This is a genomic window from Dyella sp. CR10 (assembly GCF_055814425.1).
Map to the genome: position 1 here is coordinate 743,295 of NZ_CP185986.1, position 12,020 is coordinate 755,314.

At 65.6% G+C, this 12,020-nt stretch carries 11 protein-coding genes; 2 read left to right on the plus strand and 9 right to left on the minus strand.

Translation table 11 applies throughout. The features are described from left to right. Window positions 1–92 precede the first annotated feature (92 nt). The 9 genes from bamA to rpsB all read right to left on the minus strand — a co-directional run bounded on the left by bamA (window position 93) and on the right by rpsB (window position 10,385). Window positions 93–2,534, minus strand: coding sequence for an outer membrane protein assembly factor BamA (bamA, locus tag ACNR9O_RS03410; RefSeq protein ID WP_473682874.1), 2,442 nt, complete (start codon window positions 2,532–2,534; stop codon window positions 93–95). Between the two features lie 215 nt (window positions 2,535–2,749). Next, on the minus strand, window positions 2,750–4,096 hold the full coding sequence (rseP, locus tag ACNR9O_RS03415; RefSeq protein WP_473682872.1) for an RIP metalloprotease RseP: 1,347 nt from the start codon (window positions 4,094–4,096) through the stop codon (window positions 2,750–2,752). A gap of 13 nt (window positions 4,097–4,109) precedes the next feature. Further along, complete coding sequence (locus ACNR9O_RS03420; protein WP_473682870.1) at window positions 4,110–5,294, minus strand: 1-deoxy-D-xylulose-5-phosphate reductoisomerase; 1,185 nt, start codon at window positions 5,292–5,294, stop codon at window positions 4,110–4,112. Further along, entirely contained in the window at window positions 5,291–6,109 is an 819-nt protein-coding gene (locus ACNR9O_RS03425; RefSeq protein WP_473682868.1) for a phosphatidate cytidylyltransferase, read from the minus strand. The genes ACNR9O_RS03420 and ACNR9O_RS03425 overlap by 4 nt, the downstream gene beginning before the upstream one ends. 25 nt (window positions 6,110–6,134) lie before the next feature. Then, window positions 6,135–6,869: a polyprenyl diphosphate synthase gene (gene uppS / locus ACNR9O_RS03430; protein ID WP_473682866.1), complete on the minus strand. Its 735-nt coding sequence runs from the start codon at window positions 6,867–6,869 to the stop codon at window positions 6,135–6,137. 20 nt (window positions 6,870–6,889) lie between these two features. Next, the gene (gene frr, locus ACNR9O_RS03435) at window positions 6,890–7,447 is read right to left on the minus strand and encodes a ribosome recycling factor (RefSeq protein ID WP_473682864.1); all 558 of its coding nucleotides are present in this window, start codon (window positions 7,445–7,447) and stop codon (window positions 6,890–6,892) included. 144 nt (window positions 7,448–7,591) lie between these two features. After that, entirely contained in the window at window positions 7,592–8,314 is a 723-nt protein-coding gene (pyrH, locus tag ACNR9O_RS03440; RefSeq protein WP_473682862.1) for a UMP kinase, read from the minus strand. 245 nt (window positions 8,315–8,559) lie between these two features. Then, complete coding sequence (gene tsf, locus ACNR9O_RS03445) at window positions 8,560–9,438, minus strand: translation elongation factor Ts (protein ID WP_473682860.1); 879 nt, start codon at window positions 9,436–9,438, stop codon at window positions 8,560–8,562. 59 nt (window positions 9,439–9,497) lie between these two features. Beyond that, window positions 9,498–10,385, minus strand: coding sequence for a 30S ribosomal protein S2 (rpsB, locus tag ACNR9O_RS03450; protein ID WP_473682858.1), 888 nt, complete (start codon window positions 10,383–10,385; stop codon window positions 9,498–9,500). A 330-nt stretch (window positions 10,386–10,715) separates the two neighbouring features. Between rpsB and map the strand changes: the two genes are divergently transcribed. Beyond that, a complete protein-coding gene (gene map / locus ACNR9O_RS03455; RefSeq protein ID WP_473682856.1) occupies window positions 10,716–11,480 on the plus strand; it encodes a type I methionyl aminopeptidase in 765 nt (254 codons plus the stop codon). A gap of 99 nt (window positions 11,481–11,579) precedes the next feature. Then, entirely contained in the window at window positions 11,580–11,942 is a 363-nt protein-coding gene (locus ACNR9O_RS03460) for a hypothetical protein (RefSeq protein WP_473682855.1), read from the plus strand. Window positions 11,943–12,020 lie beyond the last annotated feature (78 nt).

A 12,020-nucleotide genomic window follows, 5' to 3' on the forward strand; every position in this document is an offset into this window, starting at 1 on the left:
TAGGGCTTGGGGCCCTTGGCGTCTTTCCGGCCGGACAAAAAGAAAGCGCGGCTTGCGCCGCGCTTCTTTTCGATCCGCCCTGACAGCGCGGTTTAGAACTGGCTGCCGAAGGTGAACTGGATGCGTTCTTCGTAGTGGCGATCTTCCTGCTTGGAGCGGATCGGCACGGCAAAGTTGATGATCAGCGGACCGATCGGCGCCTGCCATTGCAGCGACAGGCCGGTCGAGGCACGCAGTTCGCTGGCCTTGAAGCTGCTGTAGTCCTTGTAGACGTTGCCGACGTCCACGAACCACGACACGCGGGCGGTGTTGACGTCCTTCAGGAACGGCAGCGGCAGGAACACTTGGGCGGTGCCCAGCACCTTGAACGCGCCGCCGACCGGCTGGGCGTAGGTGTAGTAGCCGCCATTGCATCGGCCGTTCGAATCGGGCGTGAGCGCCTTGCCGTTGGCATCGGTGCCCACGCAGAGCTTCGGACCCAGCGTGTTGTCCTGGAAGCCGCGTACGTCGCGCACGCCGCCGGAGTAGTAGTTCTCCCAGAACGGGAAGTCGATCTTCTGGCCCTTCACGTAGTCGCCGAAGGTGTTGTCGTACTCCTGGCCGTAGGTCTTGCCGTAGCCGACCTGACCGTCCAGGTACAACACGAAGCCAGCGCCGATCGGCCAGTAATGGTTGGCCTCGCCGAAGATCTTGTAGTACTGCACGGTCGAGCCGGGCAGGGCGATGTCGGTCGACAGCGACATCAGGCCGCCGCGGGTCGGCGCCCAGTAGCCGTTGCGCGTATCGTGCGTCCAGCCCAGCTGGCCGGTCCACGAGTGGATGGTCTTGTGACCGATCGCGTTCTGGTAGTCGATCAGCTGCTGCGGCGACAGGCTCTGCGACACCAGCTGGCCGGTGGAGTCGTAGTACTTGTAGTCCAGGTTGATCTTGTTGCTGCTCAGGCCAAGGCCCGCGCGCACGTTGTCGAAGTCGGTGATCGGGATGCTGAGGAAGGCCGAGAAGGACTTCTGGCTGCTGGTGAAGTTGACGAAGTCGCTGTTAGCGTCGCCGTAGTCGCTCTTGCTGTAGGCGGCGTTGTAGCCGATGCCGATGTTGTTGTCGGTGAGGTACGGGTTGAAGTACGTCGCGCTGATGCTGGTGACGTAGTCGCTGCGCTGTGCGGCCACCGAGAAGCTGTCACCGGTGCCGAGGAAGTTGTTCTGCGACACCGAGGCCGACAGGATGATGCCCGAGTACTGCGAGTAGCCCACGCCGAACATCAGGCTGCCGGCGGACTGTTCCTCCACCTTCACCGTCAGGTCGACCTGGTCCTCGGTGCCCGGCACCAGCGCCTTGTCGATGTCCACCTTCTTGAAGTAGCCCAGGTGCTGCAGGCGGATCTTCGAGCGATCGATCGCCGGCTGCGAATACCAGCTGCCTTCCAGCTGGCGCATTTCGCGGCGCATCACGTCGTCTTCGGTGCGGGTATTGCCCTGGAAGACCACGCGGCGCACGTACACGCGCTTGCCCGGCTCGATATAGAAGGTGAGGTCGACGGTGCGCTTGTCCTTGTCCAGCTTCGGCACCGGCGTGACCTTGGCGAAGGCGTAGCCGATACTGGCCAGGATGCTTTTGATCGCATCCGAGCTGGCCTCGATCGCCTTGCGGTTGAAGGTCTGATCCTTCTTCTGGAAGATCAGCTGGCGCAGCGTCTCTTCGGGCAGCACCAGGTCACCGAGCAGGTGGATGTCGGAGACGCTGTAGATCTCGCCTTCCTTCACGCTGGCGGCGATGTACATCTCGCGCTTGTCGGGAGCGATAGTGACCTGGGTGGAGTCGACGCCGAAGTCGGCGTAGCCGCGATCCATGTAATAGGACTGCAGCTTCTCCAGATCGCCGGAGAGCTTCTCGCGCGAGTACTGGTCGTCCTTCGAGTACCACGACATCCAGTTGGTGGTGTCGGATTCGAAGTCCTTGCGGATCGCCTTGTCGGTGAAAGCCTTGTTGCCGACGATGTTGATCTGCTTGATCTTGGCGACCTTGCCTTCGCGGATCTCGATGTCGATCGCCACGCGGTTGCGGTCCAGGTTGGTCACGTGCGGATCGACCGACACGTTGTACTTGCCGCGGTTGTAGTACTGGCGGATCAGTTCCTGCTGCACGCGGTCCAGCGAGAGGCGGTCGAAGGTTTCGCCCTCGGACAAGCCGATTTCCTTCAGGCCCTTGCGCAGGTCATCTTCCTTGATGTCCTTGTTGCCGCGCAGCGTGAGTTTGGCGATGGAGGGGCGTTCGACCACCTTGATCACCAGGATGTCGCCCTCGCGATCCACTTCCACGTCACTGAAGAACTTGGTCTGGTAAAGGGCGCGGATCGCGCGCTGGGCGGCGTCGGTGGTGATCCGGTCGCCCTTGTTGACCGGCAGGTAGTTGAGCACCGTACCAGCAGAGATGCGGCTTAGGCCGTCGATGCGGATGTCGGAAGCGATGAAGGGCTCGAACGCGAGCGCCTTGGCGGAGAGTGAGGCAAGCAGGATCAGGGCGGCGATACGCTTCATCGTCGATTCCGTTGATTATTCCGACGAGGCAGCCGCCATGGCCGCCCCGAGCATGGTTTGAAGCGGGAGGGTTCCCTGCCTCGAAAGAAAACGCGCGCCAGCCGCGGGCGCGGCGGGAGACAGCTCAACGCATGGTGCCGCGACCGGGACGACAGAGGATGTCGTCTCGCCACGGCAAACCGGCCGCCCCCCGACGCTGGCGTTTGGCGCGCACGTCACAAGGGCAGGCTGCGATGGATGTCGTTGTAGAACGCCAGGCCCATCAGCGTGAACAGCAGGACGATGCCGATGTACTGCCCGGCCATCATCGTGCGCTCACTCAATGGGCTGCCCTTGACCAACTCGATAAGGTAATACAGCAGGTGACCCCCGTCCAAGACGGGAATCGGCAGCAGGTTCAACACCGCCAGGCTGAGCGACACCAGCGCGAGGAAGCGCAGGAACCAGGCCGGCCCCATGTTCGCCGAGGCATTGGCGACCTGGGCGATGCCGATCACGCCGGACAAGTTCTTGGTAGAGGCCTGGCCGGTCACCATCTTGCCGATCATGTTGAAGATCGAAACTGCGTTGTCCCAGGTGGTCGACAGCGCGGCCGGTACCGCGGCGAGCGGGCTGAAGCGGCGCAGCACCTGTTCGGCCGGCGGCGGCTGCACGCCGACCAGCCAGCGGGCCGGCTGGCCTTCGACGGACTCCATGCGCGACACGACCTTGAACGACAGCGGCTGGCCGCCGCGCTCGACCGCGATGTCCAGCGTCGGCGACTTGGGCGCATCGGCCGCGACCAGGCGAGAGAACGCTTCGAAATCGGTCACCGGCTGCCCATTGACGCTAAGCAGGCGATCGCCGCCCTGGAGGCCGGCCTCGGCCGCGGGGAAGCCGGGCTTGACGACCGCGGCGACCGCCGGGGCGGCGGCGGGCCGCATGCCCAGCTTGTCCAGGTACTGGCCGATGTCCTGGCCGGCGGGCAGCTGATTGAGCGGCAACGTGACCAGGCGCTCCGCGCCGTCGGCGCCGCGTACCTTGAGCGGCAGCGGCTCGCGTCCCAGCAGCGCGTTGGCGATCGCGTCGTAGGCGTCGCTCCATGTATCCACGGCCTTGCCGTCCACGGCCAGCACGCGGTCGCCCTGACGGATGCCCGCATCGGCGGCCATGGTGTGCGGGGCGGCGCTGACGGTGGGCGCGTAGTCGGGCATGCCGACCACGAACATGGCCCAGAAGGCGACCAGGGTGAAGACGAGATTGAAGGCCGGGCCGGCCGCGACGATGGCGATGCGCTGCCAGACCGGCTTGCCGGTGAACTCGCGACCGCGATCGGCCGGGTCCACCTCGCCCTCGCGGGCATCCAGCATTTTCACGTAGCCGCCCAGCGGAATCGCGGCGACCTGGTACTCGGTGCCGTCCTTGCCGATGCGCTTCCAGACGGCCTTGCCGAAGCCCACGGAGAAACGCAGGACTTTCACGCCGCAACGGCGCGCGACCCAGTAATGGCCGAATTCGTGAAAGGTCACCAGCACGCCGAGCGTGACCAGCAGCCAGAACACCGAGCCGAAGAAGGAATTCATCTCACAGAGCTTATCAGCATGCGTTGCGGAGAATGCGGCGGGCGGCCTCGCGGGCCGCCCGGTCGCGTTCAGTCAGGGACTGGACATCGACCACGGCTTGCGGCGGCAGTTCCATGAGTACGCTTTCCACGACGTCGGCGATCGAGAGGAAGGGCAGAGCCCCGGCCAGAAAGGCCTCCACGGCGACTTCGTTGGCCGCATTCAGGATTGCTGTGGCGTCTCCGCCCGCGCGAAGTGCCTGGAATGCCAAGGCGAGGCAGCGGAAGGTATCGAGGTCCGGCTGCTCGAACTGCAGGGTGGCATGGGCGGCGAGATCGAGCGGTGCCACGCCGGAGGCGACCCGATCCGGCCAGGCCAGCGCATGGGCGATCGCAGTGCGCATGTCGGGATTGCCCAGCTGGGCAAGCACCGAGCCGTCGATATAGTCGACCAGCGAGTGCACCAGGCTTTGCGGATGGACCAGCACCTCGATGCGGTCCGGCGCGGCCTCGAACAGGTGATGGGCTTCGATGACTTCCAGGCCTTTGTTCATCAGCGTGGCCGAGTCGACGGAGATTTTCCGTCCCATCGACCACTTGGGATGCCGGCAGGCCTCGTCGGGAGTGATCGCGGCCAGTTCCGCCCGTGTGCGGCCACGGAACGGGCCGCCGGAGGCGGTCAGGATCAGGCGTCGCACGCCGCCTGCGCCCAGGTTCGGGCGGCCGCCCGGCAGGCACTGGAAGATCGCGTTGTGTTCGGAATCGATCGGAATGAGTTCACCGCCGCCATCACGCAGTGCAGCCAGCAGCAGCGGGCCGGCCATGACGATGGATTCCTTGTTGGCCAGCAGCAGGCGCTTGCCAGCGCGGGCGGCGGCCAGGGTCGAGTCCAGGCCTGCGGCGCCGACGATGGCGGCCATCACGGTGTCGCACAGGCTGCCGGCCGCCGCGGCGGTGATCGCGGCGGGGCCGGCGGCCACGTCGCAACGTACGCCGGCGGCGGACAGGCGGCGGGCCAGTTCGCCTTCGAGCGCCGGATCACCGATCACGGCCAGGTCCGGCCGGTGGCGCACGCACAGCGCGACGAGTGGCTCCACCTGGCGGTGGGCGGCCAGCACACTGGCGCGGAAACGGTCGGGATGACGTGCGACAACGTCCAGCGTGCTGCCGCCGATGGAGCCGGTGGCTCCAAGCACCGCGATCTGGCGAGGCGAACTCATAGGCCCAGCAGCAGCTTGCCGGCGGCGAACACGGGCAGGGCGGCAAATACGCTGTCCAGGCGGTCGAGCAGGCCGCCGTGGCCGGGAAAGAGATTGCCGGAGTCCTTCACGGCGGCATGGCGCTTCATGAGGCTTTCCAGCAGATCGCCTACCACCGACGCGCATACAGTGACGATGGCCAGCACGATCAGTCCCGCCAGGCTGCCGCCGCGCACGCCCAGCAGCCAGCCGCCAATGCCCGCGACCAGCGCACCGGCGGCGAAGGCACCATAGACGCCGGCCCAGGTCTTGCCGGGACTGATGGTGGGAGCGAGTTTGCGCCGGCCGAACATGCGACCGCTGAAGTACGCGCCGATATCGGCGGCCCAGACGATCGCGAGCGCCAGGAAGGTCCACCAGTGACCATGGGGCTGTGCGGAGTGAATGGTCATTGCGGCGACCCAGGCCGGAACGATCACCAGCGCACCGGCGCCGAGTTTGATCAGCCGATTTTCGCGCGTCGGCGCGGCGCCGAACGCGAAGTGGTTGAGCCACACGCAGACCACCGCCCACCACACGACGCCGGCGGCGATCAGCACGCCCCACAGGGCGGAGTCGCGCAACCACCACAGCAGGGCGAACAACACGGTCGCGGCGGCCAGCAGGCCGCCGCGCAGGGCATGATCCTTGAAACCCGACAGGCGGGTCCATTCCCACAGGGCGGCGAGGAAGGCCGCCGTCACGATCGGTGCGAACACCGTCGTCGGCGGCCACAGGATCAGCAGGATCGCAAGCGGCGCGAGCAGCAGTGCGGTAAGAGTGCGCTGGAGCAGCATGCGATTCCTTGGGTTACCTACGGCCTTACGCCTTGGCGGCGACTTGCTCGCCGGTGCGGCCGAAACGGCGCTCACGGCGTGCATATTCCTCGATCGCCCGCGCGAGGCAAGCCTGATCGAAGTCCGGCCATAGCGTGTCGGTGAAGTACAGCTCCGCGTAAGCGGCCTGCCAGAGCAGGAAGTTGCTGATGCGCAACTCGCCGCCGGTGCGGATGAACAGGTCCAGTGGCGGGAGCTCGGCCAGACTCATCCAGTGGCCAAGCAGCTTTTCGTCGATTTCGTCGGCGCGGAACTCGCCGCGGGCCACCGCCTCGGCCGCCTTGCGCGCCGCCTGCGCGATGTCCCAACGCCCGCCGTAGTTCACGGCCACGTTGAGGTGCAGCTTGTCGTTGCCGGCGGTATGCGCCATGGCCTGGTTCATGCGCTGACGGAGCGAGGCGTCGAAGGCGCCGAGATCGCCGACGAAGCGCATGCGCACGCCATGACCGTGCAGCTCGCCTACTTCCTTGTCGAGCGCGCGCAGAAACAGCTCCATCAACGCGCCGACCTCGTCCTGCGGGCGCTGCCAGTTCTCGCTGGAGAAGGCGAATACCGTGAGCGCTTCGACGCCCTGCCGCAGGCAACCCTCGACCACTTCGCGCAGAGCCTTGCGGCCGGCGTTGTGGCCGAAGCTGCGGGGGCGATGACGTGCCTTGGCCCAGCGGCCGTTGCCATCCATGACGATGGCGATGTGGCGCGGCGTGCGCGCGGCGTCGGTCATGCGGGCCGGAGTGACGGCGCTCAGAGCGCCATCAGCTCCTCTTCCTTGGCCTTGACCACACCGTCCACGTCCTTGACGAAGCGATCCGTCAGCTTCTGGATCTCGTCCTCGGTGCGGCGCTCGTCGTCCTCGGAGATCTGTTTGTCCTTAAGGAGGTCCTTGACCTTCTGCATGGCGTCGCGACGGACGTTGCGGATGGCGATCTTGGCGTCCTCGCCTTCATGCGCCACGTGCTTGGCCAGCTCACGGCGCCGCTCCTCGGTGAGCGGCGGCATGTTGAGGCGGATCACCTGGCCGGCCGTGGTCGGCGTGATGCCGATGTCGGAGGACAGCAGGGCCTTCTCGACCGCGGCCACGTGGCTCTTGTCGTAGGGCGTGATGACGATCGAGCGGGCATCGCCCAGCGAGATCGTGGCGACCTGATTCAGCGGCATGTCGGAACCGTAGGCGGACACCTTGATGTGTTCCACCAGTGCGGTGCTGGCGCGGCCGGTGCGCAGGCGGGTCAAGCTGTGCTTGAGCGCGTCGATGCTCTTTCCCATGCGGGTCTGGGCATCGGTCTTGATGTCGTTGAGCATGGGCAAACCCCTTGAACGTGCAAGCGAGGAAGTATAACAGGGGGTGGCCGGCGTAAAGAGGTGCGGTCCGGCCGGTTTCCGCTTCCTCGCGGAGGATGGCGCATAGGGTGGGTCGCGGCGCCGGGCGGCGCCACGGCCGTCCCGTCAGCGATCGGAGACCAGGGTGCCGATTGCCTCGCCGTGCATGATGCGCATGAGATTGCCGGGCACGGTCATGTCGTAGATGCGCAGCGGCATACCGTGATCGCGGCACAGCGCGATGGCGGCGGTGTCCATCACCGCCAGCTTGCGCTCGATGACTTGGTCGTAGGTGAGCTGATCGTAGCGGGTGGCGTCGGCATGGCGGGCCGGGTCCGCGGTATACACGCCATCCACCTTGGTGGCCTTCAGCAGCAGGTCCGCGCCGATTTCCACGGCGCGCAGGGCAGCGGCCGAGTCGGTGGTGAAGAACGGATTGCCGGTGCCGGCGGCGAACAGTGCTATGCGGCCCTTCTCGATATGGCGGATGGCGCGACGACGGATGAAGTCTTCGGCCACGTCGTGGATCTGGATCGCGCTCATCACGCGGGCGAAACCGCCGCGGCGCTCGATCGCGTCCTGCATCGCCAATGCGTTCATCACGGTGGCGAGCATGCCCATATGGTCGCCGGTGACGCGGTCCATGCCCGCGGCGGCGAGTCCGGCGCCGCGAAAGATGTTGCCGCCGCCGATGACGACGCCGATCTGGATGCCGGCTTTCTGGATCTCGATGATTTCGTCGGCCAGGCGGCCGATCACTTTGGGGTCGATGCCGTAGTCGGCCTCGCCCATCAGAGCTTCACCGGAGAGTTTGAGCAGGATGCGGCGATATTTAAGCGTGTCGCTCATGAGGGCTCCGGTTGTAAGTGGCAAAACGCGCGTATTGTAGCGGCAGCGGCGCGAGTCGTTAAGTTGCGCATGCGGCTGCGCATGGCGATGCGATGCATTCGTTCATGGATCGTGCCTGCATTTTCGTGCGCATCGCGATGGCGCGTGCTTTCGGCGGCGCGGCCGTCTTTACCGCCAGGCATCGCACCAGACATGAAAAAAGCCGCGGTTTCCCGCGGCTTTTTCGTGAGCGGACTGCAGTCGGATCAGACCTGCATCGCCTTCTGCACTTCGGCGAGATAGTCTTCCTGGACCTTCTCGATGCCTTCGCCGACCTTCATGTAGATGACCTTGACCACGTCGGCGCCTTCCTTCTTCAGCGCGTCGCCGACGGTGACGTTGGTGTCCAGCACGTACGGCTGGCCGACCAGGGTCACTTCCGACACGATCTTGTTGATCTTGCCGGAGATGATCTTGTCCAGAATGTCGGCGGGCTTGTTCTTTTCCTTATCCGACATGGCGGCCAGCGCGATGTCCTTTTCCTTCTGCACGAACTCGGCCGGCACGTCTTCCGCCTTCACGTAGGGCGGGTTCATGGCGGCGACGTGCATGGCGATGCCCTTGGCCAGCTCTTCCGAGCCGCCCTTGAGCGCAACGATCACGCCGATCTTGCCGCCGTGCGAGTAGACGGCCAGCGGGCCGTCATTCTCGACGCGCGCCACGCGGCGGACTTCGATCTTCTCGCCGATGGTCGCGGTCTTGGCCTTGGAGGCTTCGTCGATGCTGGTGTAGCCCGGGATTGCCGCGGCCTTTACGGCCTCGATCTCGGTCACGCCGGCCTGCAGCACGGCCTGGGCGACGGCGTTGGTGAAGTCGACGAATTCGGCGTTCTTGGCGGCGAAATCGGTCTCGCTGTTCACTTCGGCCAGCACGGCCTTGCCGTTCTCGCTGGCGACGGCGACGCGGCCCTCGGCGGCGACGCGGTCGGCCTTCTTGTCGGCCTTGGCCAGGCCGGTCTTGCGCAGGTGCTCGATGGCGGCTTCGATGTCGCCGTTGGTCTCGGTGAGCGCCTTCTTGCAGTCCATCATGCCGGCGCCAGAGCGCTCGCGCAGTTCGCTAACCAGTTTTGCGGTAATGGCAGTCATCTGGGGTCCTCGAAATCTTTGAAACGTCCCGGCCCGCGAAGGGCCGGGACGGGGAAGGCTTACTCGCCGTCCGCCTCGTCGCTCTGGCGGCCACGGCCACCGCGACCACCGTCACGACGACCGGCGCCAGCGCCAGCGCCCTTGCGGGCCGGGCCACGGTTGTCACGGCGCGCCGGAGCGGCCTTGCGCTCGTCCTTGGCGACCGGGTTGCCTTCCTCGTCGAGCTCGACGAAGTCGTTGGCGTCGCCCTGGGCGGCGGCCGGAGCGGCTGCGCGGCCTTCGAGGATCGAGTCGGCGGCGGCGCGGGCGTACAGCTGGATCGCGCGGATCGCGTCGTCGTTGCCCGGGATGGCGTAGTCCACCAGCTCGGGGTTGTAGTTGGTGTCGACGACCGCGACCACCGGGATGCCGAGCTTCTTGGCTTCCTGCACGGCGATGTCTTCGTGGCCGATGTCCACCACGAACAGCGCGTCAGGCAGGCGGTTCATATCCTTGATGCCGCCCAGCGAGTTCTCGAGCTTCTCGCGCTCGCGGCGGCGGGCCAGCACTTCGTGCTTGACCAGGCGGTCGAAGCTGCCGTCGGTCTCGGCCGCTTCCAGCTCCTTCAGGCGGGCAACCGACTGCTTGACGGTGCGGAAGTTGGTCAGCATGCCGCCGAGCCAGCGGGCGGTCACGAACGGCATGCCGGCGCGACCGGCTTCCTCGGCCAGGGCTTCGCGGGCCGAGCGCTTGGTGCCGACGAACAGCACGGTGCCGCGCTTCTGCGCCACGCCCGACAGGAAGTTCATCGCGTCGGTGAAGAGGGGGAGGGTCTTTTCCAGATTGATGATGTGGATCTTGCCGCGGGCACCGAAGATGTACGGCGCCATCTTGGGGTTCCAGTAGCGGGTCTGGTGACCGAAATGCACACCAGCTTCAAGCATCTGGCGCATGGTGACTTGTGCCATGGGAATAACTCCTTCATTGGGCCTTTTCGTGTGGCCCGGGGGTTGGGACCTCCACGCATCCCCGGCTTCGACCGCGGTCCCGGCGGGGCCGCGGCACCCCGAAGGCGGTGCCGATGCGTGTGTGGCGTTGACTTGTCCGATCAAGGACTTAAGTGATCATGCCGCAGCGCGGTTACAATCTCTTTTCGCTTTGCGGCCGTTGAAAAAACGCTCTAGGTAGAGCCCGTTGGCGGCAGCAAAACTCCAAAATTATAGCCGGCGCGCCGGCACTGCGGCAAGCCGGCCGGTTCGGTTGAACCCGGGGGCTTGCGGCGCCATGTGAGTGGACCTATGGCCGTTACCCTGAAAACCCCCGCCGACATCCAAGCCATGCGTGAGGCAGGCAAGCTGGCCGCCGAAGTGCTGGCCATGCTCAAGGAGCACGTGAAGCCGGGCGTCACCACCGAGGATCTGGACCGTCTCGCCTACGAGCACATCGTGAACGTGCAGAAGGCCGTTCCGGCCAATGTGGGCTACAACGGGTTCCCCAAGACCCTGTGCACCTCGGTCAACCACGTCATCTGCCACGGCATCCCCAGCCCGGGCAAGGTGCTCAAGGACGGCGACATCATCAATCTCGACGTCACCGTCATCAAGGACGGCTGGCATGGCGATACCAGCCGCATGTATTTCGTGGGCACGCCTTCGGTGCTGGCCAGGCGACTGGTCGATACCGCCCATGAGGCCATGATGCTGGGCATCCAGACCGTGCGCCCCGGCGCCACGCTGGGCGATGTCGGCCATGCCATCCAGAAGCATGCCGAGGCCGCCGGCTTCTCGGTGGTGCGCGAGTATTGCGGTCATGGCATCGGCAAGGTCTACCACGACGAGCCTCAGGTCCTGCACTACGGCAAGCCCGGCGCAGGATTGGAGCTGAAGCAGGGCATGACCTTCACGGTCGAGCCCATGATCAACGCCGGCAAGCCTCAGACGCGGCAGCTGCCTGACGGCTGGACGGTGGTGACCAAGGACCACTCGCTGTCCGCTCAGTGGGAGCACACCATCGCCGTGACCGACGACGGCTTCGAGATACTCACACCCTGGCCGGACCTCTAAGAGCTGGCCTCTGCGTGTTTCACGCTGCCTGGACATCGCGGCGCGGGGCTCATGCCACCCTCCGCACCTCGGGGTGATCGTGAAAACCAACGGAGGGTAGTGAAAGTGCGCAAATTCGTGAACGTGCTTGTTGCCGTTTCGTTCGCCGCCGGCCTGGCGTCGTCGCCGGCTCCCGCCCATGCCCAGACTGCTTCGGTGACGCTGGATTGTTCCGGCAGCGATCTGTGCGAGGTTTCCGTGTCCAACGCGGGCGCCCAGCCGCCGCTGCACTACGCGTGGTCGTTCAATAGCAACGGGACGGATGCCATCTATCCGCAGAACTGCACCGACAAGACCACCTGCATGTTCTATTGCCCGAAGCGCCCCGGCCGTATCCAGGCCTCGGTGACCGTGACCGACGCCAACTACCAATTCGTGGGTTCGGCCTCGTCGATGGCCCAGTGCACGGCTGAACCGCTGTAAGCAGTGGCGGTCCACCCGGGGCTGCCGGGCGGACCGTTTTTTCGCTCGTCCGCTTGTTATCGTAGGCGCTTCGGCTCC

Bases quoted from the DNA above. Each gene is read 5' to 3' on its own strand.
- bamA (WP_473682874.1), bottom strand. From the start codon at position 2,534: ATGAAGCGTATCGCCGCCCTGATCCTGCTTGCCTCACTCTCCGCCAAG.
- rseP (WP_473682872.1), bottom strand. From the start codon at position 4,096: ATGAATTCCTTCTTCGGCTCGGTGTTCTGGCTGCTGGTCACGCTCGGC.
- ACNR9O_RS03420 (WP_473682870.1), bottom strand. From the start codon at position 5,294: ATGAGTTCGCCTCGCCAGATCGCGGTGCTTGGAGCCACCGGCTCCATC.
- ACNR9O_RS03425 (WP_473682868.1), bottom strand. From the start codon at position 6,109: ATGCTGCTCCAGCGCACTCTTACCGCACTGCTGCTCGCGCCGCTTGCG.
- uppS (WP_473682866.1), bottom strand. From the start codon at position 6,869: ATGACCGACGCCGCGCGCACGCCGCGCCACATCGCCATCGTCATGGAT.
- frr (WP_473682864.1), bottom strand. From the start codon at position 7,447: ATGCTCAACGACATCAAGACCGATGCCCAGACCCGCATGGGAAAGAGC.
- pyrH (WP_473682862.1), bottom strand. From the start codon at position 8,314: ATGAGCGACACGCTTAAATATCGCCGCATCCTGCTCAAACTCTCCGGT.
- tsf (WP_473682860.1), bottom strand. From the start codon at position 9,438: ATGACTGCCATTACCGCAAAACTGGTTAGCGAACTGCGCGAGCGCTCT.
- rpsB (WP_473682858.1), bottom strand. From the start codon at position 10,385: ATGGCACAAGTCACCATGCGCCAGATGCTTGAAGCTGGTGTGCATTTC.
- map (WP_473682856.1), top strand. From the start codon at position 10,716: ATGGCCGTTACCCTGAAAACCCCCGCCGACATCCAAGCCATGCGTGAG.